We start from the raw sequence: 25,683 nt of genomic DNA, 5'->3' as shown, positions 1-25,683 counted from the left end.
TGGTTCCCTTTACATTAACGGTTACAAAAGGAACTGGTTCCTTTATTGTCTTTAACTTCGCCGGTTAGGGTACGTTTAACCTGTGCCACTAAAGTGAGGTTACCAACAACCAGGCTAAATAAAAGAAGTAATAACCATTTTCGATTTTTCTTCATAGCAATTGTTTAAATTTTTAATACTTTGCAAACATAAAGTTAATAGTCAATTATCATGCAGATAGCATAACATTTAATTAACATTGCGGCAAAGAAAAAGGTATTGCTACAAGTAAAAAATGGAGCAAATCTTTTTTTTAATGGATTATTTTACGATATTTTAAAAGTAAAATTGTTAAATAAAAAAGATTGTAAAAATTGCAAGCCTTACTCTAACGTACCTCTCTTAATATCATTTTACAGGAATGACAAATGAATAGAATCAAACTTTATTGCACTAACCATTTTTATAAAAAGAAGGAATGTACAGCAAAGTTTCCCGAGCTAAGGTGGCCAGTTATATTTTAATATTTCAATGGCTTTTATTCTTCTGGAATTTACTATTTACAAAACTGAAAACCGATAGATGGTTGTAGTAGCATACGTTTCGCCAGGCGAAAGTACAGCGCTGGGGAAGTTAGGGCGATTGGGGGCATCCGGAAAGTTTTGCGTTTCTAATGCAATGGCTGCGTGTTTTGAATAGGGGATACCATGAGACCCGGTAATGGAATCATCCCACCAATTAGCGGTATACACCTGTATGCCGGGCTGATCAGTCAGCACTTGTAAAAACCTGCCTGAAACAGGTTCGTAAACAGTTGCAGCCAATGCAATGGCACCTGTTTTATTATCCAATACAAAATTGTGATCGTAACCATTGTCGTTGATCAGCTCATTAATATTTACCCCTACTTTTTTTGATTCCCTAAAATCCAGCGGGGTATTTTCGACTGTACTTATTTCTCCCGAAGGAACATTGTTTTCGTTCTTTTTAGTGTAATAACCCGCATTAACTTTTAACTGGTGTTGATAGATATCCGCATCACTAAAACCAGATAGATTAAAATAAGAATGATTGGTTAAATTAACAATGGTTGGCTGGTCGCAGGTGGCCTCGTATTTTAAAATTAATTCATTGTTGCGATTGAGCAGGTAAGTAACCACTACTTCCATTGTGCCAGGGTAACCTTCTTCCTTATCAGCACTGGTATAAGTAAATACTACACCTGCAGCTTCTTCATTGCTGATAAGTTCTTTAACTGCCCACACTTTTTTATTAAACCCATTGATACCACCATGCAAATGGTTGGGCTCCTTGTTTACAGGAAGCTGGTATTGGATGCCATTTAATTCAAATTTTCCAAATTCAATTCTGTTGGCAAACCTGCCTACCACGCTGCCAAAAAAGGGATGCGGATTAAGGTATGCTTCCGGAGTCTCAAATCCACTTACCACATTTTTTTTATTGCCATTTTTATCTGGCGCAAAGATGCTGATAATGGTACAACCGTAATTTGTAAAAGTTATGTCCAGGTGCCCATTGCTTACCAAAAAAGAAAATACTTCTTTTTCGTCGATTTTATTTTTAGAAAGTGTAGCAGTAATAATAGGTTTATTGGTGTTCATTTTGATTGCTTTATTGATTAATGAAAATTCATTGTATTCTCCAATTCTTCCAACGTTTGCCCTTTTGTTTCTTTTAGCTTAAAGAGCACAAATATAAATCCTGCCAAACAAATAGCGGCATAGAAATAAAAGGTAGCATCTTTAAATTTTTCAAATAAAACGGGGAATGAAAATACAAGTAAAAAATATGCCGCCCACAAACTCATCACCGCAACGGAAGTTACCTTTCCCCTAACCTTATTAGGAAATATTTCTGAAATTAAAACCCAGGTAACCGGTGCAAGTGACATGGCATACACCCCGATTGCAGCCAGCAAATAATACGTAACTGTAGCAGATGAAGATGCCAGTAATTGCACAATAACCAAATAAAGTACAGCAAGTCCTCCAAACCCAAAAAGCATCAGTGGTTTTCTACCAAGTTTATCTACCAGTAACATTGCAGCAATAGTAAAAATTAAATTTACGCCGCCAATAAATACGGTTTGCAATAACTGGTCATCCTGCAAGCCCCGATGCTTTGGAAAATTTTAGGGGCATAATTAAACACCGTGTTAATGCCCGACAGTTGTTGAAAAACTGCCAGCCCAATACCAATTAATATTGCAGGAAATATTCCTTTTTTAAAAAGTTCGCTGTAAGTTGTTTTTTGAACACTATTGCTTAAAGTGCTTTCAATTTGCGAGAGTGACTGGTTGGCAAAAACTACTCCGCCAAACCGCTTTAATATTTTTAATGCGGCTTCCTTTTTACCAACTTTTACTAACCAGCGTGGACTTTCCGGCAATCCTAAAGCGCCTAAAAAAAACAATGCGGAAGGAACTACGCCCAGACCAAACATCCAGCGCCAGGCATCCTCTCCATAGTTTGCAAAAGAATAATTGACCAAATTGGTAACTAAAATTCCTGTAACAACAGTTAGCTGATTTAATGCCACCATGCACCCCCTTAAATGAGCCGGTGCAACTTCTGAGATTTATGGGCAACTGGAAAGAGACTTCAGACGAGCTAACCAAGTGTAAGCCAACATGAGTTTCTGGTATTTTTTAACCACTTTTATTTTTAACGAAAAGTTTAAGCCAGCAGTAGCCATCAATGAAAAAGATACGGTAGATACAGCCATCGATTTCATGACTAAAAATATTGTTACCCGTTTAAAACTACAGCAACTGGCCACACATGTAAATATTTCTCCCTCACATTTTTCTTTTCTTTTTAAAGAAAACGGGCTAACCCCCGATAGAATACTTTAACCATTTAAAAATTCAGAAGGCTTGTCAGTTTTTGTTATTTACCAAACTGAGAATAAAAGAAATTTCCATTGAACTGGGTATTGAGGATCACTATTATTTTTCCAGATTGTTTCATAAAGTTATGGGCGTATCGCCTGTTTGCTACCGCAAAAAAGCAACTTGATATAGCAGTTAACTGAAAGATTTTTCACAATATCTAAATACTTATTTCATGCTTAATAATTGTGATATTAGTCTAATTTTCATCGCCGGAACCTGAGCGTAAATACTCCTGCAAAATACTTTATTGCCAAACAAACTTTATCGCAGCAAAAACACTTTTCTATCAGTAACACATCCACGCTGTTTTTAAAATTGCTGCATACGCTGGCAAATATTATTTTTCAATTTATAAATTCAACCAATAATTCACTTTTAAAACAATTGCCCTGTTTTTATTTTGCATAAAAGGTGTGGTGTAATAATTATCGGTGTACACTAAGTAAAGATCACTCATGGGTTTAAAGCGGTATTGAAAGCGGCTGTTGATGTTAAAATTATTTGCCTGCGTATTGTATTGTAAAAAAGTTGTCCAGGATACTTTGGTGTTGAAATTGTACTCAGCTTTTGGTGAAAGCAGGAATAATTCACTGCTCCCATACCGGCCAGGAAAGCTCAGTTTATCATACTCTGCCTGCAAAACAAGATTAAAGTGGGGCCTGCTTCTGAGCGTAATATCCCCCAGTAAAGAACTAATATTTCCATTATAAAACTGCCCTCCTGAATAAGTAATGGTGTAGCTGAATAATTTTCTGGTATCCGAATTATAAGTTACGGCGGCCTGTGAATATTTATAACGATTTACCGGCAGTGGTGTGGCACCGGTAAATGAAATAGGAAACAGTAAATCAAGCTCGTTGTGTAATAATGCCACTTTAATAAAAGAAGTATTGTTTAATTCCGAAGTATACGAAAGGTTAAGGTCGCTTTCGTTGAATGAATTATTGGGATTTACAACAGAATAAGTTTCGAATTTCAAGGAATGACGGGCTATGGCAGTATTTTTTGGATACATGAAATAAGACCAGGAAGTAAAAAGATGTTTAAAGCCTACCCGGATGGTAGTGTCTCTTGCGGCATCATAATTATTAATTCGTTGCACATAACCCATATCTGTATAGTAGTTGGTGCCTAGCGATGCAAGTTCAAAGGTACTGGCAAATTTTTTTGTATTAAATGAGAAGCCTGTTTCCTGAAAATTATTTTCGTCTGTAATACCTGGCTTAAACGAATGATGAAATGAATACCAGCCATTCCATTTTCCATCGCGGCTGATATAATCAAAACTGGTGCCTGCATTTCTTCCCCAGGCATCAATTGGATCTGATTTTTTTTGAGTCGAAGTTTGAAAATTTTCCCGGTTCAAAAAATATACTTTCCACACCGATCTTGCCAGCACATTTTTGTTGATGGATATGGCAGTATAATTTTCCGGTGAATAACTTCCTTTAGCGCCTGTTTGCATATTCATAATCCCTATCCTTGTCGTTGCATTTAAATTACCGGATAACCTTGCACCGCCTAAAATGGGCACGGGGTTATTATCTTTATCCAACCCTATCCTTCTTGAATAAAATGGAGTCATCAGCCCGGGGATTCCATACTCCCCGAAAATATCTGAATTTTCTAAAAAGAAGGATCGTTTTTCGGGAAGAAAAATATCGAAGCGGGTAAGGTTTGTTACCTGCCGGTCTACCTCCACCTGCGAAAAATCGGGGTTCAGTGTAAGATCTAAATTTAACGAGGATGATAAAGCAATTTTACTGTCCAAACCGGCACTAACAAACGCTTTTCCAGAAAGGTGGTTCTCTTTATCTCCCTGAATATTGCTGGTAACATAAGGTATCATTACCACGTTTTTTCCTGGGGTGGGCAGGGCTTTATCCCACAATAAAGATCCGGTATAACCCATATTGTAAATCCTGAAATTTGTAGGTACATGTGTCCATCCTGAATATTGGTTGTGCTTCATATCTACCCTTATAAAATTAATGCCCCATACATTATTTCCTGGTGGGTAACGAAGACTTTTAAAAGGAATAGCTATTTCGGCAACCCAGCGGTCGTTGTATTTTTTTGTGGCAGAAAACCATTTATTGTTCCAGCTCCATGTTAGCCCATCCTGCTGACCCAAACTTATCTGGTCTTCAGATTGCGCATTCATTGCATTTAGTGCAAAAAAGAATCCATTGGTATGACTGTTTTGAGGATCCAGAATAATGCCCACGCCATCATTGTCCAAATGCCCGATATCTCTTTTTAAACTTTGAATAATGCTTTTGCCGGAATCGTAACAGGTGAAGGCTACATATAAAAACTTGTCGTCGTAGCTTAATTGTACAACAGTTTTGCTGGCAGGCTTGCCCTCATCTGTCGGAAATTTCATAAAGAAATCAGTTTTCTTTTCGGCAGTGGCCCAGGTGCTGTCATCTAAAATACCATCAATTGTTACAGGCGCCGGGGAATGTGCAATGTGAACCTGGTATTCTTTTTGGAAATTTTCGACATTGACTATCTGAGCTGCCGAATTATTATTCAATAGTATTAACAGGGCGATTAGGACAATTAATCTCATAAGATTGCAAAAATACGTAATGGCAAATAGGTGAAAAAATTGATTGATGAATGGAAAAAAAATAACACTGATTCCTTACAATTGTTTACTAAATAAAAGCGGCAGCTTAAAAATGGAACTTGCGGGCGGATAGTTAATTGGTAAAGTTCACTTTCTGTTTAAATTATCCGTGGCTTTATCTTTGCTTAGCCGGTTATAATTTTCCGGCAGTTCCTTTGCCTTTAAATCAGGTAAAATAATTAAAACCCAAATTGTGTTCATTTTGAATCAAAATATAACAGCATGTGGAAGGCATTAATAACCGGTATTACTATGGGGCTGTACCTGGCAATATCTGTAGGGCCAATTTTGTTTACCGTAATAAAGCAAAGCCTTAATAACGGCATCCGTGGCGGTTTTGGCTTTGTAGCGGGTATCTGGTTGAGCGATATTTTATTTGTTTTGATAAGCAATGTGTTCAGTGTTTTTACGGCACATTTTGCGGATCTGTATATCAGGCAGATTGGCTATGGCGGCGGTTTACTTTTGCTTGGGCTGGGCTGTTACTATGTTTTTTTTAAACACCCTGCGATAAAACCATTGGAAACAAGTGTTCAACAACGGATCAGGAATAGCGAGATGGCAAAGTTATTTGCCACCGGATTTTTAATCAATACCCTCAACCCGATATTGTTTTTTGAATGGCTTACCGCAGCCACTGTTTTTGCAAAAACCTATTCGGTTAATTACCGCATTCTTATATTTTCAACATGTCTGGGTATAAATATTTTTTCTGATGTTTTAAAAGTAATGCTGGCAAGTAAAATAAAACCAAGGCTTACGGAACATAACCTGCACATCGTTAACCGCATTACTGGCGGCGTATTGATATTTTGTGGTGGCTTTTTATTGTACCAGACCTTTTACAATGCTGATAAATGGAAAAGGAAGGAGGAGGTTCATGTGGTACCGGAAAATAATAAAAACATAGCAAAATGTAATTTGTCGGCTACTGTTATATTTTAATATTGATGAAAAACTGATGGAGTTTTTGAGTGTGTTGCTGGTATTCACTGTTTGTATTAAGAAGATAACAGACAGTAAATAGAAGCCTTGCCGGAATTATCCAAAAGAAATTATTGGCTATAGCATGGTGCTTTATTGCTGAAGTAATCACTAGCTGACTCTTTTTGCAAAGGAATCAATTGCTACAGCTGAGAAACACAAAAGCCGGCAGCACATTATTTTTTAATAAAGAAGATACCGTAAGCGGATTAGAAGTAATTCTGTACGTGTTAAGGCTGATGACTTCAAATATTTTTTTGTTGCTGATGTTGTGCCGGGTAAGCAAATTTAGTAACTGATCTCTGTATCCATCCAACAGCAGTTCTTCATTCAGCACCGTTTCATTCAGCAAAATTTCCTGGTATTTAAACTGGTATACTTTCATTATGTAAAATTATGACGGAAATTATTTATCATTAATATTGTTGAATGGAAATGACTGATAAAATTTGTGTTGTTGAACTGTTTTCAGTAGTGTGTGGTTTTATGGAGGCCTTTGAGAGTTTTACTGTGTTTACAATAATTTTTTAACTACTAATACCTATCCAACAGACTATAAACTGTATTGAAATATTATTATAAAATATTGGATAATTGCTGATAAGAAATTAAGAGATCTTCGCTAGGTTCACACCCAAAGGGTTAAAAAATATAAAAAAACACAACGCTTTTGGCAAACCAAATAGGGTGCAAAGGCGGCAAGAAATAAATAAAAGCATACAAATTATAGCAGGAAGACTGGTGAGAAAGCCTGGCCGAAAGCCTGCATTAGTGAGGATTGCAGCATATTTGGCTACCCTTAAATTTTATCAGGGAGTGTTTTTACAAAAGCGGGGGGATAGTGATAAAACTTACAGCCTGCATGAGCCGGATGTGAAATATAATTCAAAAGGAAAAGAATACAAAGATTTGAGTTGGCCAGTAAATTCTCTATCATTATCAGCCAAGGCACCCGTATCATTATGAGAACTATTAATTTTACCCAAACCCTATATTATTCAAGAATAATAGCAGGACTGGCGGAACAGTTAGAGCGGCCCGATGGCAGTGAGGCTAAAGACGCATTTGCTTATGGAGGATACGGAAAAAAATAAAAGGCATCGCATCCATAAGAATGTGGCAAACAAAAAATAACGATAATACAAGATTGATTACGCTTGATTTCTGTATGTTCAAACTAAGGGCGGATGATGCTGTAAATTTTACCGGACTGTCGAAAGGCTTGGATATAAACGGGCAATGTGAGCTAACAGGTTTAAAAAGATTAAAAGACCATAATATTAATTCATCGGAATTTCTATTGCAAGTAATTCTGAATCTTCAGTTGCTGTAATGGTGAAGTTATCAATACCAGCAATACCCAATGCATCTCTTTTATTTAAAGCTGTTTCTTCAACTTTTACAGACCCATTAATTACAACCAAAAAAACACCATTGCCGGTAAATTTGTTGGTGTAGGAAATTGTTTTATCTGTCTGCAGAGTAGTTAATGCAAATCGGGCATCCTGATTTATCCATAAGGCATTGTCATTTTCGTCAGGACTAACAACATACTGCCATTTATTAATTCTCTCGCTTGTATCAAAGGCCCGTTGATCGTACCTGGGTTCTATATTATTCTTTTTAGGAAAAATCCAAATCTGAAAAAGTGTAACGGAATCGGTTGCCGAGGCATTTGCTTCAGAGTGCTGAACCCCTGTACCGGCACTCATAATTTGTACATCCCCTGCTTTAATAATTCCTTCACCACCCGTACTGTCTTTATGTTTTAATGCACCGGTAAATGGAATCGTCACAATTTCCATATTATCATGCGGATGCGTTGGAAAAGCGCCACCACCTGCAATATAATCATCGTTTAATACTCTTAAAGCGCCAAAATGTATATTTTCAGGGTTGTGATACTGGCCAAAACTAAAATAATAATTTGGCTTTAACCATCCATAATCTCCCTTGCCTCTATCGGCTGCTTTGTACAATATTTTTTGCATCCTTTTTATTTTTTGATTATTCAATGCCCAAACATCAAATTTAATACCAGTACTTATCACTGACAAAACAGCAAAAAAATTCCTGTTTTAAAGGGATTGCAATTAATTAAAACTGGTCATTTCATTATAATCCAGTGGCGTGCTATTGTCTTCTTCCCTGTTTTCATTGTACTCTACAAGAAAGTTATTTCTTCCTTCTCCGGTTACAATAATTAAAAATTTTTGCTGAGATAATTCCAGTAAACTCAAAAACAGAAACAGCGCATGAATTCGATCCTGACATACTTCAAATATTTTTTCGAAGGAGGCATTCTTTGCTGTTCGGCAGGTAGTTAACATATAATCCCTGCTTTCTTCCATAGTATAGTTATATTGAACAACCGTGTGTACAGGCCGGTTATTTTTGTCGTGCAATCTTTGTACTACTTTTTCAAAAGCTTTCATCAGCTTAAATAAAGTAACTGCTTGTATTTCTGTGCCTTCACCTGCTTCTTCACCAATCTGCGATAATTCTCTGTGCAGGTTTCCCCGTTTCAACATCAGCATTCTTACTTCTTCCATTTCCGCCATTTTGGTGGAAGCATCTTTAAATCTTTTGTATTCCAGAATTTTGTTTATCAGCTCCTGCCTCGGATCTATCTCATTTCCCTGCTCATCAATCTCTTTGCGTGGAATCAGCATTTTTGCCTTAATGCGCATCAGGGTGCTAATAAATAAAATAAACTCGCTGCTCAGTTCAATATTCAGCTTTTCTGTTTGGTGAATAAAATCTAAAAAATCGTTGGTGATTTTTGTAATTGGAATATTATAAATATCCAGTTCATCTCTTTCAATAAAAAAAAGCAGCAGGTCAAATGGTCCTTCAAACTGATCAAGTTTTATCTGGTATGTAGTATTGGTCAAAGTAAAAAAATTATATTATAAAAAAGTCCCCCGGTATTTTAGCCGGAGGACAAATGTATAAATAAGTTAAGAGAGAATTACAAATTAAGCGTAAAACCCATCCCTAAAGTGGATAACATCTGTAAACCTGCAGCAGGTGTTGGCGTAACAGGTTTTAAACATCATCATTTGCCTGATTACTGAGAATGTTCAGTGTACTGTTATAAACTTATTTAAATGTATAATTAAACCCTAAACCAATACCATGTTGGGTTTGCATACGTGCAACTTCTAAATCGTTGTAACGGAAATTAAGACTTAGCGTAGCTGCAATATATTTATTTATAGTAAATGCAAATAAATTATTCCAGTTTAAAATCATATTAGCTGGATTTTTTAAATAATTTGAATATACATCAGCCGTACTTGTGTAAAGAATTCCTTTTGATAAATTGGTAGTTACACTGGCGCGGGCATAAGCGCCTAAACCAAAAGCAGCGATTTTTCCAGAATCTACCCCAAACAATAAATATGGCTTAGAACTGGCAGTTAATTTTGTAGTTACATTAGCCATTACGGGAGAGAATAAAAAATTAAAGTGATCACTTGGTTTATATAAAAAAGCAGGGCCTAATTTTATATAACCTGGTGTCATAAAACGTTCAAATTGACTCTCTAAACTAAAAAAAGCAGCGTAGCTCCAGTTTTTACTAAACTCTTTTCCATAAATAGAACTAAAGTTTAAATAATCATCACTTTTTGTAAAAGGGGATGATGTATGACCATTGGGTGCAGCTGGATCATAAATGGATGAACTTGACCCTGCATATCTTCCGTTAAAAGAATTTAACCAGTTAGTTGTTCCTGTTTTTTTGTTGAAATTATAAGATATAATACCTTTTACACCAAAAAAAGAGGTATTTCCACCACCTTTAACTGCCGTCCAGGAATTATTTTGGCCTAATTCTGTTAAGCTAATATTGATCGTTCCTTCTCTTGTCCAACCTTCTTTTACAGAAGTATCCGCCTTATTTTTTGCAGTACTTTTTATTGCACCATCTGCATTTGATGAAACACCTGCATTTGTGGAGGATTGTGCCTGTGTTACTGTAAAACCTATTAAAGATAATGCCGATAAATAAGCAGCTTTTTTCATACTATATTTTTAAGTGGGAAATTAAATTTCATGCTGCCATGACAACTCTTTGTGATAAAAAGTTGCCCGGTACAAAAAATACACCTGTAGAGGTGTATTTTTTATATGTAAAGATTACATTATTTTTTAAGTTCATCCCTTATTTCCATAAGAAGTTTGTCGGTAGAAGAAGGTTCTGTAACTTTTTCTTTTTTATTTATTGCATTGGCTATTTTTATTACAGAGAAAAGTACCAGCGCTATAACGATGAATTTTATAACTGATGATAAAAACTTTCCGTATTTAACTGCGCCCCAGCTAAGATGTTCTATATCAGCAGCACCTGCAGCTTTAAGTGCCGGGGTTAACAATAATGGCGTAATTATATCATCTACAAGCGACGAAACAATTGCACCAAATGCAGCACCGATAATTACAGCTACTGCGAGATCTACCACATTGCCTTTCATAGCAAAATCTTTAAACTCTTTGATAAACCCCATGATAATAAATTGAATAAGTAAATAAATAAAAACCGACAGTCACGAAAATAAATTTTTATTAGTATGTTTCCAATAAATTATTGAAAACAAATTATTGAAAACATTTATAGCTTTTCATAATACCCATCCTTTGATTTTTTACAATTACTTTGCAGCCTGAAAATGAATAAATTTGTTATCAACTGGCTACTATTTATAGTCCTTTCCTTAATTTGGGGCAGCAGTTTCATATTAATGAAAATAGGGCTTCAACAACTTTCTCCTTATCAGGTTGCCGCTGTAAGGGTTGTATCATCTGGTTTAATTTTATTGCCTGTTACTTTAAAATATATCAGTGATATACCGCCAAAAAAGCTACTGCTTGTTTTTTTATCAGGAAGCATTGGCAGCCTTATTCCTGGTTTTTTATTTTGCATTGCAGAAGAAAAAATAGATAGTTCGCTGGCGGGCACCCTTAATTCATTAACGCCCGTTTTTGTCATTATTACAGGTGTTGTTTTCTTTAATGTTCATACTTCTTCTAATAAAGTTATTGGTATTGTAATTGCCTTTACCGGTAGCATTTTATTATTATTTAGCAAACCACATTTACTGGTTAACCAAAATTTTTTATCTATTTTCCCCGTTATACTGGCAACGGTTTTATATGGCTTCAATGTTAATATGGTTTCAAAAAAATTATTACACATTCCCTCTTTACATATTACCGCCATTGCACTTACTTTTAATGCAATACCAGCTTTGTTCGTACTAATATTTACAGGTTATTTCAGTATGCCTTTAACCAATATAAAAATATTGACTTCAACGGGTGCTTCAGTAATTTTAGGTATTGCAGGCACTGCCATAGCTACCGTACTTTTTTATATACTGGTTAAAAGAGCCAGTGTATTATTTGCCAGTATGGTTACTTATGCAATTCCTTTTGTAGCTATTTTCTGGGGTGTTTTTTATGGAGAAAGCTTTGGGTTGCAACAAGCATTTTGTATGCTGATAATTTTAGCAGGTGTGTACTTTACCAACAAAATATAAATCCCTTTTTGCTTTAAAATAATATTTATCTGCCATCGAAATTTTTTCATGAACTTTCAAAATTATATTCCAAACAAAACAATTATTTCAATGAGCTCAATAAAAAAAGTCTTCATTTTTATGAAGACTTTTAGAATACTATTATTGAGGAATGCTACTTTATAGTGCTTTTAACTTTTTCTTTCTTTACTGTTTTTACAGTGGCTGCAGGAGCAGCAACAGGCTTTGCATCTACAACGGCAGCTGCAGCTTTTAACTTATCAAACTCTACCGCAGTTAAAACATCGCCGGTAAAAGTGATGCTTTTCATTTCATCTACGCCTGCAAATTTCACAGTTAAGTGTTTCTCAAAATGCCCGGCATTAGCAGCATTGTAAGTAGCATTGATAACACCGGTTTTACCTGGTGCTATAGGTTCCTTTGTATAGTCTGAAATAGTACAACCGCAGGTTGGATTAGCCTGTTCAATAATTAACGGTGCATTACTAATATTAGTAACTGTAAAGGTTCCTTTAGCAGGAATACTTTGTTTTATTTTACCAAAATCAATGGTTTCGTTGGTAAACTTTGCAACATCTGCCACCTTTTTGGCCTGTGGCTGAGATAATACTGTTGAAGTAATTGCGAGCACTGCGGCTGATAATAAGAATCTTTTCATGATATTTTTTTAAATTGTGTTTGAATTATAAATCTTTCAGGCTTCCTAACTCTTTATTTTCAGGTGCAGAAGTTGCAGGTGTTTTCCAAACCTCACCAGTAATAGTTATTTGTTTTGTTTCGCTACCGTTATAGGTGATCGTAATAATTTTTGTAAAAGGTCCTTCACTTAATGCGTTATAGCCAACAGTAATACCAGTTTTTCCGTGAGGTGCCTGAATTTTATTTCTATCCCAATCAGGTGTTGTACAACCACAGCTCGCCTGAACGTTACTTATTTTTAAAGAATCCTTGCCATTATTAACTACTTCAAATATATGTATTACCGGCCTGCCCTGTGGTATTTTACCAAAATCAAACGCAATTTCTCTTAAACCCAATACCTCTACTGGTACAGCAACTGTATTACTTACTAGAGTTGTTTGTTTTGCAGTATTTTTTGCGAGCTCAGTTGATTGGGCATTTACACAATGTGCAGCAAAACAAATAACAGTAAAGATGAATCCATTTTTCATTTGATCAGTAAATTTTCAAATATCATTCCAAAGATACAAAAACGATTAAAACCATTACAAATTGTTACCGGGTTATCTTTTTTTTAACAATCATCACAACTATTTTTTTACATTTGTTAAATGGATACAGTAAATACCAATGATACTGCATTGCAGGAAAAATTAAGTTTTGATCATTTCCGCAATGAAGTGCTTAAAGATTATCGTATTAGCTGCGAAAGCAGGCAAACCAGCCTGATGGGCAGGAAGGAAGTATTAACCGGCAAAGCAAAATTTGGCATTTTTGGTGATGGTAAAGAAGTGGCGCAGGTGGCAATGGCCAAATTTTTTAAGCCGGGCGATTTCCGGGCAGGGTATTACCGCGACCAGACTTTTATGTTTGCTGCGGGAATGGCTACTGTTGAACAATATTTTGCACAATTGTTTTCAGATCCGGATATTAATAATGATCCCTTTAGCGCAGGCCGGCAGATGAATGCGCATTTTGCTACAAAAAATGTAGATGAAAACGGCAACTGGCTTGATCTTGCCAATATCAAAAACACCAGCAGCGATGTGGCGCCAACTGCCGGTCAGATGCCAAGGGCTTTAGGTTTGGCACTTGCCTCAAAATTATTTAGAAACGTAGCCACTTTTAACCAACACAGTAATTTAAGCGACAATGGAAATGAGGTATGCTTTTGCACCATTGGAGATGCATCAACCAGTGAAGGACATTTTTGGGAGGTAGTAAATGCAGCCGGAGTTCAACAGGTTCCGCTCGCAATTTTTATCTGGGATGATGGTTATGGAATTTCTGTGCCTAAACAATTGCAAACCACCAAAGGTTCTATTTCCACTGCATTAAGAGGAATGCAAAAAACAGAAGGTACCAACGGGTTGGATATTTATAAATTAAAAGGATGGGATTATGCAGGTATGTGCGAAGTATTTGAGCCAGCCATTCAAAAAATTAGAGATACGCATATTCCCGCTATTTTTCATGTAGAGGAGATTACACAGCCGCAGGGCCATTCAACTTCAGGAAGCCATGAACGATATAAAACTCCGGAAAGGCTTGCCTGGGAAAGAGAATGGGATTGCATTAAACAAATGAGGGCATGGATCCTGGCAAATGCACTGGCAGAAGAGGATGAGCTGAATGATATTGAAATAAATGCGAAGTTGTTTATTAAAGAAAGTAAACAAAAAGCCTGGGATAAATACATTGTCCCTATAAAACAGCAGGTAGTAAATTGTACTCCTTTATTAAGCAAGCTTGCAGAAAAACTGGATGGAGAAAATGCCACTGCTGTTAAAAATATTGCAGTTAAATTAAGCAATAATAAAGAGCCATTGCGCAGAGAAGTTTTAAAAGCATTAGCTACCGCACTTGACATTTCGGGCAATATAGCAGATGCAAAAGAACTTAGTGATTACTATCAGCACTTAAGGGCTGCAAATGCAAAATTGTACAACTCCCATCTATATAATGAAGGGATTAAATCTGCATTGAATGTTACGGTGATTAAACCTTATTACGGTGAAAATGCAGCAATTGTAAATGGCTACGAAGTACTCAACAGGTACTTTGATCTTTTGTTTGCCAGCAATGATAAAGTAACTGCCTTTGGTGAAGATGTAGGATTTATTGGAGATGTAAACCAGGGCTTTAGCGGTCTTCAGGCAAAGTACGGCGATCAGCGTATTTTTGATACCGGAATAAGAGAACTCTCTATCATGGGCCAGGGTATTGGTTTAGCTTTAAGAGGTTTGCGGCCAATTGCAGAAATACAATACATTGATTATTTATTGTACGGTTTGCAAACATTAAGCGATGATTTGGCAACCACTCATTTTCGTACCGCAGGCCGGCAAAGTTGTCCAATGATTGTGCGTACAAGGGGTCATCGCCTGGAAGGCATCTGGCACAGTGGCTCTCCAATGGGTATGATTATAAACTCGCTACGCGGCATGTACATTTGTGTACCCCGTAACATGGTACAGGCTGCAGGTATGTACAATATATTATTACAAAGCAACGATCCCGCCTTAGTGATTGAATGCCTGAACGGATATCGCCTTAAAGAAAAATTACCTGATAACTTATTGGCTTTTACTGTGCCGTTGGGTATTCCGGAAATAGTACAGGAAGGAACCGACGTAACAATTGTAACCTATGGTTCTACCCTTCGTATTGTGCTGGAAGCTTCAACATCACTCAGTAAATCGGGCATCAGTTGCGAAGTAATGGATGTACAAACATTGCTGCCGTTTGATATCAGCAATGCTATTGTAAAATCCTTGCAAAAAACCAACCGCATTGTTTTTATTGATGAAGATGTACCAGGTGGCGCAACCGCTTTTATGTTTAACAAAGTGATGGAGGAGCAAGGCGGTTATAAATACCTGGATGTTTCGCCAAGAACCATCACAGGGAAAGCCCACCGACCATCCTATTCCAGCGATGGAGATTATTTCAGCAAGCCCAATGTAGAAGATGTGATAAGGGTGGTGAAAGAAATGATGGCTGAATAATATTCAATAAAATCTTTGTATTCTTCCCCGCTTTATAATTTTTAAAAGGTATGATTTTAAGTATACGCCTTTTTTTATTTTATACTTATATTTGGTTAAATAATTTATCATGACAGTAAAATTGAATTTAACCATTGATGAAAAAATAGTTGCCAAAAGCAAACGATATGCGGCTTAAAAAAAACATCTGACTCTAAATTGGTAGAAGAATTATTAACGAATGTAATAGCAGACAGGGAAAGAAAAAAAGGTAAAAAAAGTTTTGTGGAAAAATATGCCGGCACTCTAAAAATAAGTATCCCGGATATTGAAAAAGCAAAAGACGACTACCTAAAAAAGAAATATGACTGTTAAAGTATTTTTAGACATTAATATTATTATTGATTTTTTTGATCCTACACGTTTGAAACATCAATGGGCAGTGTCAGTAATTTCTGCCATTGAAAATGATGAGCTTGAAAGTTATTTGACCGAATCTGTTTTAAATACTGCTGCTTATATTTTAAGAAAACAATATTCCGCTAATTCTTTAAGAGAAATATTATCCCATTTACTCAGCTTTACCCGGATAATTTCCTGCACGAATGATCTTTATAACAGGAGTTTAAGCCTTTCGGGTAATGACATAGAGGATGCTGTATTTTATCAATTAGCACTCGAAAAAAAATAGATTATTTTGTAATCTCTGATAAAAAAGATTTCAATAAATTTTTTTCTCCGTTACTACCTGTTGTAACTGCTAAGGAGCTAATGAAACTAATTGTGTAATCCGCTTTTAATAATAAACTGATTTTTTACAGAAAATTTATGAAATTATCTCTTTATCAGATTGACGCCTTTGCTCATCAGCTTTTTTCAGGAAACCCCGCCGCTGTAATTCCCCTGCAACATTGGCTGGATGATACTTTGATGCAAAGCATTGCGCTCGAAAATAATTTATCAGAAACCGTATTTTTCGTTCCGTCTTCTTCGCCGGATGCAGATTACAACATCCGTTGGTTTACGCCCACGCTGGAAATAAATTTGTGTGGCCACGCTACGCTTGCAACTGCTTTTGTACTTTTTTCAATACTGGATTTTGATAAAGAAGTATTACGGTTTAATTCTAAAAGCGGCATTCTTTCTATTACAAAAAAAGACGACCTGCTAGTAATGGATTTTCCGGGTTGGAAACCAGAACGACTGGATGTGTACGATGATGCGCTGAGTGAAATTTTGGGCAATGCAGTTATTACCGGCGTATATAAATACAGGGATATTTTGATAGAGCTGGAAACAGAAGAAGCCGTAAAAAAATGTGCGCCTGATTTTACTTTAATGAAAAAACATTTTGATAAAATGATCATTACTGCACCCGGTAATAAGGTTGATTTTGTTTCAAGATTTTTTGCACCCGGTGCCGGTATTGATGAAGACCCCGTTACAGGTTCTGCTCATTCGCAATTGATCCCCTTCTGGAGTGAAAAACTTGCAAAAAATAAATTACATGCTCTGCAGTTATCCAAACGGGGAGGCGAATTATGGTGTGAACAAATTAGCGCCGACAGGGTTACTATGAGCGGGCATTGCGTATTTTACATGAAGGCTGAAATAAATATTTAAGCAACAAAAGGCCATTTCGAATGCGATACTTTCTTACCTCATAAAATCCTTGTCTGCAAATATTTCACCCGGTATAAAAACTTCGTTAATACCAAAGTAAATTTCAGAGGCATTATAAAATAATAAAGCCGGAGCTAAACGTTGATCCAGTATTTTATTTTAAATTATGATACACTTTTTGCACATCCTCATCCTGCTCCAGTTTATCAATTAATTTAAACACATCCTGTGCTGCCTCTTCATTCAGTTCTGTTGTATTCATTGGTATCCTGGTCAGTTCAGCCGTAATCACCTCAATCTTCTTTTCTTCCAGCGCTTTTGCCATGTGGCCAAACTCTGTAAACGTAGCCCTTATAATAATATTTCCTTCACTGTCTTCTCCTATTTCCTCTAACCCATAATCAATCAGTTCCAGTTCAAGGTCTTCAACATTTAAACCATTATTTTTTACTTTAAACTCACCCAAACGGTTAAACGTAAATGCTACGCTGCCACTGGTTCCCAGGCTGCCCCCGCTTTTGGTAAAATGCATCCGCACATTTGCCACTGTACGGGTGGGGTTGTCGGTGGCAGTTTCTATCAATAATGCAACGCCATGCGGCGCATAGCCTTCGTAGGTTAGCTCTTCATAATTGCTGGTGTCTTTACCCATCGCCCTTTTAATAGCTGCCTCCACACGATCTTTTGGCATACCACAAGCTCTTGCATTGAGGTAGCACCTTCTAAGCGCCGGGTTATTGTCGGGGTCAGGACCAGAAGACTTAACCGCAATGGCTATTTCTTTTCCTATGCGGGTAAAGTTCTTTGCCATTTTATCCCAGCGGGCAAACATGGAACTTTTTCTTACTTCAAATATTCTTCCCATGGCTTTACATTTTCTGTTATTAGGTTAGCGGCAATCAAACCGGATTGCAAATTTAGGGAAAATCATTTTTTCTGTATAATTATGATGAAAGCAAAAAATGTCCATCATTTAAAAATCCGGGATTAGCCATCAGCCCCTTAAATATTTAATCATTAATTTTAACAGGTATGATTCAGCCGCTTTTACAGGTACATAATTTATCCATTGATTTTATTGCAGCGGGCGTTGAAAGCAATGCTGTAAAAAATATTTCCTTTGCCGTTAACCCTGGCGAAATACTCGCCATTGTTGGTGAATCAGGTTCAGGCAAAACTGTTACCGCTTTATCAATATTGCAATTGCTTTCCGGGCAGGTATTAATGAAAGGCCAACTATTATTTTCAGATAAAAAGAACCCCACCGTGGATCTTCTAAAAACATCTGCCAAACAAATCAATGCTATCCGGGGGAAAGACATAGCGATGATTTTTCAGGAACCAATGACATCCCTGAACCCTGTATTTACCTGCGGGCAACAGGTAATGGAAGCCATCCGGCTGCAGCAGCATATTTCTTTAAAAGCAGCCAGACAAAAAACCATCGAACTGTTTCAAAAAGTAGAGCTTCCAGATCCTGCCACATTAATTAACCGGTATCCGCACCAGCTCAGTGGCGGACAAAAACAACGGGTTATGATTGCCATGGCCATTAGTTGTAACCCAACGTTACTAATCGCAGATGAACCCACCACTGCACTGGATGTAACCGTACAAAAAACCATATTGAAATTAATAAAACAACTGCAGCAACAAATGGGCATGGGTGTAATTTTCATCACCCACGATCTTGCCCTGGTGGCAGATATTGCGGATACTATATTGGTTATGTACAAGGGTGAAATTATTGAGCAAGGCAAAACAAAAAAGTTATTACAGCACCCGCAGCAAGCCTATACAAAAGCCCTGCTGGCATGCAGGCCAGGCCTGCACAAACGGGGAGAGAAATTGCCTGTTGTAAATGATTTTTTAGGGAATAATAAAAACAACCAGCCTGCGGTTTACGCAGGTATTTTGCGTGATGAAACAGTTATAAATAAAACGATTTTACCGCCTGGTTATAACACCCATCCTGAAGAAGAATTAACTGAACCAATATTAAAAGTTGAACACCTCAAAGTTTATTATCCCGGAAGGCGTTCATATTTATTTGGAAAAATACCTGCACCATTTAGAGCAGTAGACAATGTAAGCTTTACAGTTAATAAAGGTGAAACGGTAGGCCTGGTGGGAGAAAGCGGGTGTGGAAAAACAACTCTAGGAAGGGCAATTTTACAATTAAAGCCCATCACATCGGGAAGCATAATTTTAAATGGAAAAAACCTGGTAGCATTACCTGCTAAAGAATTGCAAGCCATTAGAAAAGAATTACAAATAGTTTTTCAGGATCCTTATGGATCGCTTAACCCACGATTGATGATTGGCGATGCCATTATGGAGCCAATGAAAGTACACGGTATTTTAAATAACAAAAACCAACGCAAAGAAAAAGTAGTGGAACTTTTAGAAAAAGTGAATTTAACTGCCGCACAATTTAACCGTTATCCACACCAGTTTAGCGGCGGGCAAAGGCAACGTATTTGTATTGCCAGGGCGTTGGCACTAAACCCTTCGTTTTTAATTTTTGATGAAAGTGTGAGTGCGCTGGATGTGAGTGTACAGGCACAGGTATTAAATTTATTGAACGATTTAAAAAAGGAATATGGTTTTACATCCATTTTTATATCTCATGATCTTTCGGTGGTGCGGTACATTTGCGATAGGGTACTGGTTATGAACAAAGGAAAAATTGTGGAAGAAGGAACTGCTGATCAAGTGTATTTTTCTCCTGAAAATGAATACACAAAAAAACTGATTGACGCAATTCCCGGAAAATCGATTGCTTTTTAAATTATGATCCATACATTAATCTTCATCCTCCATTCTACTTTTAAACCGGTAACCATGTGCATCTGCTTCAAAAAAAATACGGGCACTTTTATGAAAATTAAATAGTACTTTTTTTAGCTGCTCCTGAAATTGTTCCTGCATGGGTGTATCTTCTTTAATTTTTTTATCGGTCATAAAGCATAACTTATCATTACTGCTAACCTGTTTTACATTCTCCGGTTGCAAGCCACTAATGCCCATCTTCCAGTCGTCGCCTTTTTTTACACGGTATTTAAAAAAATAAACAATGCCCCTTTTTGTATTGTATTTAGCAGCTTGTTTGGAAACAAAAACAATACTGTCAATGGAAGTATAATTTTTATTAGCCACCAGATAACTGCGTGCCATAGCCAACTGATTTTTGTATTGAAGTGGAAATTTATCTGTCTGGTTTATTTTCTCAAGTTTTGCATACAAAAAACCTCTTGTGCGGTCTTTTGCGGCCAGTGCCATTAAAATACTATCGGCCACGGGCTTGTTATTACGCAATAATAATACGGCGGCATTCATAGAAATATTATCTTCTCTGGATCTAAGTAATTTATTAAAAAATTTGAGCACATTGGTATTGCTGTCATAAAAAGGAATTAATAAAATAGCGTAATTCTCCAAAGCCGCATTGTTAAAATTACCCGGATAATTTTTGGCCGGTATTGCTTCATTCTCCTCATCCCAATCCTCTTTAATTTTATTATCAGCCAGTTTTTTTTCTTCTTTACCCTGTTGTTTTTTCAATACTATTTTTGCATCAAAATAAAATTTATTAAAGAAACTTCCGTACTGCGCTGCTTTTATATAGCCACTATCAACAAGCTTAACCAGTAGGGATGTTACAGGTTCTTTGTAATCTTCCAATGAGGTTAACTGCAATAATTCAGGGTACAATAAAGCGGCCAGTTTTAACGAATCTTCCAACGTTTCAAACAAACCTTTATAGCCATATTCCTTTTCAAATACCGGGGGATCCTGCAACATTATTTCTTTAAAAACCTGGATGGCTTTGGTAGATTTATGCCTTGCCAAAGCTTGTATTACTTCATTTTGAAAAATACTGGTATCGGCAGTTTGCTCATAAATTTTTTTCAGATAGTTCACTACCACAGGGTTTGCAGAATCTTTAATGTAGCCCAGTTCTGCAATCAATTTTGTTTTGATGGTAAAATAATCCTTGTCCGTAGAAGAAAGTTTTTGTAAGGCATTCATTATTTTAGGTATGCCTTTTTCGCCATAATAAATATTGGGGAGATATTGCACAGCCTTTGCGTGTATGGCACTGTCTTTACTAAAAAGATCTGTAAAAAAACTATCCAGGTTATTTGTAAAAATATTTCTACCGGCATTTTGTTCCGGAGCAAATCCTTCAAAAAAACTATGGATAAAATTACTTTGCTGGTTTAATGTATCACCCATGGTAACCAGGTTAAAAAGATAATTGTTTTTTAGCAGGCTAAGCCGGTTGATGGTTCTGGAAGAAGCTGTATCTCTTAGTGTAAAGGAAAGTCCTCTCACACCATTGTTTAGCACAAAAGAATCTTTTCTGTATACTAAAAGGTCATTTTTTTCCGTGTACTTTTTTAGTTCATCCGTCCAGAATCCGGCAGAGTCTTTTACATAAAAATAAATAGGATAGGGCTGAATACTTACACCAATCATTTCGCCGGTTGAATCGCTTTTAAATACTGCATTACGGCTTTTTGGCCAATAACTGTTGTAGGTTGAATATTTTTTACTGCCGGCTACTTCCCTTGATACCTGTTCCAGCTTTGCACGGTAGCCCTCATCAAAATCAGGCGCAACAGGAGTTGTTACGGTAAAGTGCATAAAAGAATCCGTATATATTTTACTGTTGGAATAATGATAAGGTGTAAAATGAAATGAATTAAAATAATCGCTAAAATCTTTTTTAATATTTTTACTGCGGGCAGCAATAACGAAATACTGCGGTCCTTTTATGATGTAGCGGGCTGTTACAAAACTACCATCCTTCATTTTTTCTTTTACATCAAGGCAGGGATAACCATTAAAAGAACTTACTGTTCGCTGGAGTTGTTTTGCAAAAAAATCAGGCGAACGAAATGACGCTTCTACCAGTTTAAGCATAAAAGTATCCTCATCTAAAAATTTAAAATTATACACCATTTTTTTTACGATAAGGTACCCATCGCCCGATGCTTTATCGGTAGCTTCATACTCCCAGCGATCGATATCATCGCTGTTACTGAAGTCAACACTTTCTTTTGGCTGGTGTAATAATTTAACGGAAAATCCACCTTGTTTTGGAGAATAAATAAGGATACTATCCGCTAATTTTTTTAACCGGATAGAAGAAAAAAAATGATTGGCTTCTTCTCCTTCCGCATAATTTTCTTTACCGCTCATTTTAAAAATCAGTATTTCAAATGGAGTAACAAAAATATTATAGCGTTGCAGGTCGCCGGTTCTTGTTTTGTTGGTAAGGTCAAATCCCCGGTAGCCACTTTTTTCAATACGCAGCTTCTTCACAATTTTTCCGGGAATATTTTCATACAACATACTATCCACTTTTTTCATCACCTGGTCTTCACTTTGCCCGAGAAATGCTGCGTGGGTTTTTATCCTGGTAACCAAATAATAACTACCATTGCTCATATCAGCATATTGCCTCCTGTCGAAGCCCTGGTATTCGTCGGTCATTTTAAATAAAGGCCCTGGCATATCCACACTAAAAAAACCGTCCTCAGCCTTTCTTTCAGAAAATATAACCGGCACTTTTAATTTATCGGTTTCGTCTTTTTTTTCTGCATCCCGGTCAGTCATTTTTATAGGCCGTAACCGGTAGCCCATTTTACGCAGCAGCTCTATAACCCCTCTGTCGCCCGGTAAATGAGCCGCACCTACTCCTACAAAAAGGCTGCTTTTTTTTAGAATGGTATCAATCGAATTTGCCTGTACTTCGTTGCGCCGGTATAGAAAATTCTCTCTGAAAGCAATTGATCTTTCCGTCATGATATCCAATGAATCCATCAAATCCAGGTCTCCCCTCCGATATGCATCCTGCATTTTTTTGGTAATATCCCCAATCGACTCACCGTCTGTATCAACCGGCTTTTTATTTTTTTCTGTTGCCATATCTGAATAGGCCTGCAATACAATTTTTTCGGTTTCGTAAAAATCTTCCACACCTGCCGAACGTTTACCCAATTTTTTTCCGGTTTGAAAAATATACATATCTAAAAATGTATCTTCTTCAAAATCTTCTTTTGCTTTATAACTCCGGTACAGTAAATTATTGACGATGGTAGGTTCGGTGGCCAGTGCAACTTTTAATTCATCGTCATAGTTCGTAATGCGAAAAGAATTTTCTGTGAGAAAATCATTACCAGGCGATTTTACAAAATTGGCGTAGTTCTGCTTTAATCTGTCGAGGCTAACCATTTGCCCCTGCCAAACATCCGGGTTTAATTCAAGCGCTACTGCATCCACATTTTTCATGGCAAAATAAAAAGAGTCGCTCAAATGAAACACCATCTTGTTACTTACATGCATAGTGCCAAAAAGATAGGAAGGCTTTTTTAAACCGTTGCCGGTAATTTCCCAAAACAAACTCGGGTATTTATTGGTCGTATTTTTTTGACAGTAACCTTGCATACCGACAAGCACTGCCACTAATATTGTCATTACCTTTCCACTCTTGTAAAACATACTTCTTTTATTAAACTTTACCGCTCACATAAAGGTCAGCACATTAACACATTTTACAAAATAATAAGTATTATTTAACGAATTAAAATGATGAATTTTTCTGGTTTTTGCAAGTAATAAAACTTAAATAAAATTGCTTAAAATTACTTAGCTTTGCCATCTTAAAATCATGCCGTAACATGATAAGTGCCTTTAAACGGCTACATATCTCTGTAATACCAACAGTACAAGGGCTGATTATCATTTTAAAATTTATTGATAAAATATGAAATTAAGTCAGTTCCGATTCGACCTTCCACTAAACCTTATTGCTCAAAATCCTACCAAAAGAAGAGAAGACAGCCGGATGATGGTAATACACCGCAAAACCGGGGAAATTGAAAACAGAAACTTCCGTGATATTATTGAGTACTTTGATGACAAGGATGTGATGGTTGTAAACAACACCAAAGTATTTCCTGCACGTATGTATGGACGCAAGGAAAAAACAGGTGCCAAGATTGAAGTATTTTTATTAAGAGAACTAAATAAACCCAACCGGTTATGGGATGTAATTGTTGACCCTGCACGCAAAATACGAGTGGGTAATAAATTATATTTTGGAGAAAATGATGAACTGGTTGCGGAGGTAATTGATAATACTACCAGTCGTGGCCGTACCATCCGCTTTTTATGGGATGGTACTGAAGAAGAGTTTAGAACCATACTTGATTTTATGGGCGAAACTCCTTTACCGAAATATATTAAGCGCAAGCCTGATGAGGAAGATAAAGAACGTTACCAGACAGTGTATGCAAAACATGAAGGCGCTGTTGCTGCACCTACTGCAGGCTTGCATTTTAGTAAAGAGCTCATAAAAAGACTCGAAATTAAAGGGCTTCGTTTTGCAGAAGTAACCCTGCACACCGGCTTGGGTACTTTTCGCCCGATAGAAGTGGAAGACCTTAGCAAACATAAAATGGATGCTGAATATTATGGTATTGATGAAACGGCTTGCAGCATCGTTAACAAAGCAAAAGCAGATGGCAGAAGAATTTGCTCTGTTGGTACCACCACAATGCGGGCAATGGAATCTTCTTTTACCGCTCAAAAATTATTGAAACCTTCCGAAGGCTGGACGAATATGTTTATTCATCCTCCATACAATTTTTCCATTGCAGATGCTTTAGTTACAAACTTTCATTTACCAAAAACAAGCCTGCTGATTATGACCTGCGCTTTTGCCGGTTATGACGTGGTGATGGAAGCTTATAAAAAAGCAATTAAAGATAAATACCGTTTCTTTAGTTATGGCGATGCTATGTTGATTGTATAATGATACATTTTTCAATAAAAAAGGGCTGCATATTTTGCGGCCCTTTTTTATTAAAATACTTTTTATACGCACCGGAAACAAATTATTAAAGTAATATTTCATTCAGGAAGGGCAAAAAATAGGGGTGAGATAAAAATCTCTCCCCGTTTTAAATCCAATATCCTATGAAAAACCAAATTTATAACAATTTTTTACAACAGAAAGTTGCATTGGAATTATGATTATTTATTTAAACATAGTACAATTTTCGCTTTAGCTGCTTCCACACTAACTTTTACTATTTACTGAAGAATAACTAACTTGGATTATTAAACAATAATACTATGCCAACCATACAACAATGGCTGAATGAATATGGAGAAAGCCGCCAGGATACTACCAATAAAACTATTAACTGGATTTGTGTACCGGCCATATTTTTTGCCATTGTTGGCTTTTTGTACAGCATTAAATTACCTTTTGTAATAACGGGCCATCGGATAAACGTAGCGATGATAGCATTTGTGTTTATG

The 25,683-nt window shown here is 36.6% G+C and carries 26 protein-coding genes and 1 pseudogene; 13 read left to right on the top strand and 14 right to left on the bottom strand.

What is annotated here, in order from left to right; genetic code table 11:
- Positions 1-14 precede the first annotated feature (14 nt).
- The 4 genes from H7254_RS03050 to H7254_RS03035 form a co-directional block, all read right to left on the bottom strand.
- Positions 15-155, bottom strand: coding sequence for a hypothetical protein (locus tag H7254_RS03050; RefSeq protein WP_301931584.1), 141 nt, complete (start codon positions 153-155; stop codon positions 15-17).
- A 384-nt stretch (positions 156-539) separates the two neighbouring features.
- A complete protein-coding gene (locus tag H7254_RS03045) occupies positions 540-1,601 on the bottom strand; it encodes an aldose epimerase family protein (RefSeq protein WP_301931583.1) in 1,062 nt (353 codons plus the stop codon).
- Between the two features lie 17 nt (positions 1,602-1,618).
- Entirely contained in the window at positions 1,619-2,110 is a 492-nt protein-coding gene (locus H7254_RS03040; RefSeq protein ID WP_301931582.1) for an MFS transporter, read from the bottom strand.
- A complete protein-coding gene (locus tag H7254_RS03035; RefSeq protein WP_301931581.1) occupies positions 2,065-2,541 on the bottom strand; it encodes an MFS transporter in 477 nt (158 codons plus the stop codon). The genes H7254_RS03040 and H7254_RS03035 overlap by 46 nt, the downstream gene beginning before the upstream one ends.
- A gap of 88 nt (positions 2,542-2,629) precedes the next feature.
- On the opposite strand from H7254_RS03035, the gene H7254_RS03030 reads away from it, so the two are divergent.
- Positions 2,630-2,854, top strand: coding sequence for a hypothetical protein (locus H7254_RS03030; protein WP_301931580.1), 225 nt, complete (start codon positions 2,630-2,632; stop codon positions 2,852-2,854).
- Positions 2,855-2,885: 31 nt separating this feature from the next.
- Positions 2,886-3,017, top strand: coding sequence for an AraC family transcriptional regulator (locus tag H7254_RS21410; RefSeq protein ID WP_367875414.1), 132 nt, complete (start codon positions 2,886-2,888; stop codon positions 3,015-3,017).
- 225 nt (positions 3,018-3,242) lie between these two features.
- Here H7254_RS21410 and H7254_RS03025 read toward each other — a convergent pair whose 3' ends face one another.
- Positions 3,243-5,468, bottom strand: a complete 2,226-nt coding sequence (locus H7254_RS03025; RefSeq protein WP_301931579.1) for a carbohydrate binding family 9 domain-containing protein — start codon at positions 5,466-5,468, stop codon at positions 3,243-3,245.
- Between the two features lie 282 nt (positions 5,469-5,750).
- On the opposite strand from H7254_RS03025, the gene H7254_RS03020 reads away from it, so the two are divergent.
- Positions 5,751-6,473, top strand: coding sequence for a LysE family translocator (locus H7254_RS03020; RefSeq protein ID WP_301931578.1), 723 nt, complete (start codon positions 5,751-5,753; stop codon positions 6,471-6,473).
- 175 nt (positions 6,474-6,648) lie between these two features.
- Here the strand turns inward: H7254_RS03020 and H7254_RS03015 are convergent, their stop codons facing one another.
- Entirely contained in the window at positions 6,649-6,897 is a 249-nt protein-coding gene (locus H7254_RS03015) for a hypothetical protein (protein ID WP_301931577.1), read from the bottom strand.
- 302 nt (positions 6,898-7,199) lie between these two features.
- Between H7254_RS03015 and H7254_RS03010 the strand changes: the two genes are divergently transcribed.
- Together H7254_RS03010 and H7254_RS03005 are read left to right on the top strand one after the other, a co-directional pair.
- The gene (locus H7254_RS03010) at positions 7,200-7,478 is read left to right on the top strand and encodes a hypothetical protein (RefSeq protein WP_301931576.1); all 279 of its coding nucleotides are present in this window, start codon (positions 7,200-7,202) and stop codon (positions 7,476-7,478) included.
- On the top strand, positions 7,475-7,606 hold the full coding sequence (locus H7254_RS03005) for a hypothetical protein (protein WP_301931575.1): 132 nt from the start codon (positions 7,475-7,477) through the stop codon (positions 7,604-7,606). The genes H7254_RS03010 and H7254_RS03005 overlap by 4 nt, the downstream gene beginning before the upstream one ends.
- 186 nt (positions 7,607-7,792) lie before the next feature.
- Here the strand turns inward: H7254_RS03005 and H7254_RS03000 are convergent, their stop codons facing one another.
- From H7254_RS03000 to mscL, 4 genes are all read right to left on the bottom strand, one after another.
- Complete coding sequence (locus tag H7254_RS03000; RefSeq protein ID WP_301931574.1) at positions 7,793-8,503, bottom strand: pirin family protein; 711 nt, start codon at positions 8,501-8,503, stop codon at positions 7,793-7,795.
- Positions 8,504-8,605: 102 nt separating this feature from the next.
- On the bottom strand, positions 8,606-9,406 hold the full coding sequence (locus H7254_RS02995; RefSeq protein WP_301931573.1) for a ScpA family protein: 801 nt from the start codon (positions 9,404-9,406) through the stop codon (positions 8,606-8,608).
- 208 nt (positions 9,407-9,614) lie between these two features.
- A complete protein-coding gene (locus tag H7254_RS02990) occupies positions 9,615-10,541 on the bottom strand; it encodes a DUF3078 domain-containing protein (RefSeq protein WP_301931572.1) in 927 nt (308 codons plus the stop codon).
- A 119-nt stretch (positions 10,542-10,660) separates the two neighbouring features.
- A complete protein-coding gene (mscL, locus tag H7254_RS02985) occupies positions 10,661-11,023 on the bottom strand; it encodes a large conductance mechanosensitive channel protein MscL (RefSeq protein ID WP_301923191.1) in 363 nt (120 codons plus the stop codon).
- Between the two features lie 162 nt (positions 11,024-11,185).
- Here mscL and H7254_RS02980 point away from each other — a divergent pair, with 162 nt between their 5' ends.
- Positions 11,186-12,055 (top strand): DMT family transporter, encoded by an 870-nt coding sequence (locus tag H7254_RS02980; RefSeq protein WP_301931571.1) that lies wholly within the window; start codon positions 11,186-11,188, stop codon positions 12,053-12,055.
- A gap of 154 nt (positions 12,056-12,209) precedes the next feature.
- On the opposite strand, the gene H7254_RS02975 is transcribed toward H7254_RS02980, so the two are convergent.
- Both H7254_RS02975 and H7254_RS02970 read right to left on the bottom strand, forming a co-directional pair.
- The gene (locus tag H7254_RS02975) at positions 12,210-12,713 is read right to left on the bottom strand and encodes a DUF1573 domain-containing protein (protein WP_301931570.1); all 504 of its coding nucleotides are present in this window, start codon (positions 12,711-12,713) and stop codon (positions 12,210-12,212) included.
- Between the two features lie 25 nt (positions 12,714-12,738).
- Positions 12,739-13,227: a DUF1573 domain-containing protein gene (locus H7254_RS02970; protein WP_301931569.1), complete on the bottom strand. Its 489-nt coding sequence runs from the start codon at positions 13,225-13,227 to the stop codon at positions 12,739-12,741.
- Between the two features lie 120 nt (positions 13,228-13,347).
- Between H7254_RS02970 and H7254_RS02965 the strand changes: the two genes are divergently transcribed.
- From H7254_RS02965 to H7254_RS02950, 4 genes are all read left to right on the top strand, one after another.
- The gene (locus H7254_RS02965) at positions 13,348-15,744 is read left to right on the top strand and encodes a thiamine pyrophosphate-dependent enzyme (RefSeq protein WP_301931568.1); all 2,397 of its coding nucleotides are present in this window, start codon (positions 13,348-13,350) and stop codon (positions 15,742-15,744) included.
- 198 nt (positions 15,745-15,942) lie between these two features.
- Positions 15,943-16,098: a hypothetical protein gene (locus H7254_RS02960; protein ID WP_301931567.1), complete on the top strand. Its 156-nt coding sequence runs from the start codon at positions 15,943-15,945 to the stop codon at positions 16,096-16,098.
- Positions 16,088-16,414 (top strand): PIN domain-containing protein, encoded by a 327-nt coding sequence (locus tag H7254_RS02955; RefSeq protein ID WP_301931566.1) that lies wholly within the window; start codon positions 16,088-16,090, stop codon positions 16,412-16,414. Before H7254_RS02960 ends, H7254_RS02955 begins: the two co-directional genes overlap by 11 nt.
- A 137-nt stretch (positions 16,415-16,551) precedes the next feature.
- Positions 16,552-17,346 carry a PhzF family phenazine biosynthesis protein gene (locus tag H7254_RS02950; RefSeq protein ID WP_301931565.1) on the top strand — a complete coding sequence of 265 codons (795 nt, stop codon included), beginning with the start codon at positions 16,552-16,554 and terminating at the stop codon, positions 17,344-17,346.
- Positions 17,347-17,500: 154 nt separating this feature from the next.
- Here H7254_RS02950 and H7254_RS02945 read toward each other — a convergent pair whose 3' ends face one another.
- A complete protein-coding gene (locus H7254_RS02945) occupies positions 17,501-18,211 on the bottom strand; it encodes a YebC/PmpR family DNA-binding transcriptional regulator (protein WP_301931564.1) in 711 nt (236 codons plus the stop codon).
- Positions 18,212-18,378: 167 nt separating this feature from the next.
- Between H7254_RS02945 and H7254_RS02940 the strand changes: the two genes are divergently transcribed.
- Positions 18,379-20,136, top strand: a complete 1,758-nt coding sequence (locus H7254_RS02940) for an ABC transporter ATP-binding protein (RefSeq protein WP_301931563.1) — start codon at positions 18,379-18,381, stop codon at positions 20,134-20,136.
- Between the two features lie 15 nt (positions 20,137-20,151).
- On the opposite strand, the gene H7254_RS02935 is transcribed toward H7254_RS02940, so the two are convergent.
- Positions 20,152-23,856 (bottom strand): TraB/GumN family protein, encoded by a 3,705-nt coding sequence (locus H7254_RS02935; RefSeq protein ID WP_301931562.1) that lies wholly within the window; start codon positions 23,854-23,856, stop codon positions 20,152-20,154.
- Between the two features lie 265 nt (positions 23,857-24,121).
- On the opposite strand from H7254_RS02935, the gene queA reads away from it, so the two are divergent.
- Together queA and H7254_RS02925 are read left to right on the top strand one after the other, a co-directional pair.
- Positions 24,122-25,171 carry a tRNA preQ1(34) S-adenosylmethionine ribosyltransferase-isomerase QueA gene (queA, locus tag H7254_RS02930; RefSeq protein WP_301922358.1) on the top strand — a complete coding sequence of 350 codons (1,050 nt, stop codon included), beginning with the start codon at positions 24,122-24,124 and terminating at the stop codon, positions 25,169-25,171.
- Positions 25,172-25,494: 323 nt separating this feature from the next.
- Positions 25,495-25,683, top strand: a pseudogene (locus H7254_RS02925) (hypothetical protein); the annotation flags it as partial.

Source organism: Ferruginibacter sp., assembly GCF_014377975.1.
Classification (GTDB): Bacteria; Bacteroidota; Bacteroidia; order Chitinophagales; family Chitinophagaceae; genus Ferruginibacter.
Note: the sequence above shows the minus strand (reverse complement) of the source record. Positions and strands in the feature narration are given on the sequence as shown.

Excerpts from the sequence above, each read along its gene's own strand:
- H7254_RS02940 (WP_301931563.1), top strand. The coding sequence starts at position 18,379 with ATGATTCAGCCGCTTTTACAGGTACATAATTTATCCATTGATTTTATT.
- H7254_RS03015 (WP_301931577.1), bottom strand. The coding sequence starts at position 6,897 with ATGAAAGTATACCAGTTTAAATACCAGGAAATTTTGCTGAATGAAACG.
- H7254_RS02990 (WP_301931572.1), bottom strand. The coding sequence starts at position 10,541 with ATGAAAAAAGCTGCTTATTTATCGGCATTATCTTTAATAGGTTTTACA.
- H7254_RS03035 (WP_301931581.1), bottom strand. The coding sequence starts at position 2,541 with ATGGTGGCATTAAATCAGCTAACTGTTGTTACAGGAATTTTAGTTACC.
- H7254_RS03045 (WP_301931583.1), bottom strand. The coding sequence starts at position 1,601 with ATGAACACCAATAAACCTATTATTACTGCTACACTTTCTAAAAATAAA.
- H7254_RS03020 (WP_301931578.1), top strand. The coding sequence starts at position 5,751 with ATGTGGAAGGCATTAATAACCGGTATTACTATGGGGCTGTACCTGGCA.
- H7254_RS03030 (WP_301931580.1), top strand. The coding sequence starts at position 2,630 with ATGAGTTTCTGGTATTTTTTAACCACTTTTATTTTTAACGAAAAGTTT.
- H7254_RS02955 (WP_301931566.1), top strand. The coding sequence starts at position 16,088 with ATGACTGTTAAAGTATTTTTAGACATTAATATTATTATTGATTTTTTT.
- H7254_RS02970 (WP_301931569.1), bottom strand. The coding sequence starts at position 13,227 with ATGAAAAATGGATTCATCTTTACTGTTATTTGTTTTGCTGCACATTGT.
- H7254_RS03025 (WP_301931579.1), bottom strand. The coding sequence starts at position 5,468 with ATGAGATTAATTGTCCTAATCGCCCTGTTAATACTATTGAATAATAAT.
- H7254_RS02935 (WP_301931562.1), bottom strand. The coding sequence starts at position 23,856 with ATGTTTTACAAGAGTGGAAAGGTAATGACAATATTAGTGGCAGTGCTT.
- mscL (WP_301923191.1), bottom strand. The coding sequence starts at position 11,023 with ATGGGGTTTATCAAAGAGTTTAAAGATTTTGCTATGAAAGGCAATGTG.
- H7254_RS02965 (WP_301931568.1), top strand. The coding sequence starts at position 13,348 with ATGGATACAGTAAATACCAATGATACTGCATTGCAGGAAAAATTAAGT.
- H7254_RS02950 (WP_301931565.1), top strand. The coding sequence starts at position 16,552 with ATGAAATTATCTCTTTATCAGATTGACGCCTTTGCTCATCAGCTTTTT.
- H7254_RS02945 (WP_301931564.1), bottom strand. The coding sequence starts at position 18,211 with ATGGGAAGAATATTTGAAGTAAGAAAAAGTTCCATGTTTGCCCGCTGG.
- H7254_RS03000 (WP_301931574.1), bottom strand. The coding sequence starts at position 8,503 with ATGCAAAAAATATTGTACAAAGCAGCCGATAGAGGCAAGGGAGATTAT.
- queA (WP_301922358.1), top strand. The coding sequence starts at position 24,122 with ATGAAATTAAGTCAGTTCCGATTCGACCTTCCACTAAACCTTATTGCT.
- H7254_RS03050 (WP_301931584.1), bottom strand. The coding sequence starts at position 155 with ATGAAGAAAAATCGAAAATGGTTATTACTTCTTTTATTTAGCCTGGTT.
- H7254_RS02975 (WP_301931570.1), bottom strand. The coding sequence starts at position 12,713 with ATGAAAAGATTCTTATTATCAGCCGCAGTGCTCGCAATTACTTCAACA.
- H7254_RS03005 (WP_301931575.1), top strand. The coding sequence starts at position 7,475 with ATGAGAACTATTAATTTTACCCAAACCCTATATTATTCAAGAATAATA.
- H7254_RS02980 (WP_301931571.1), top strand. The coding sequence starts at position 11,186 with ATGAATAAATTTGTTATCAACTGGCTACTATTTATAGTCCTTTCCTTA.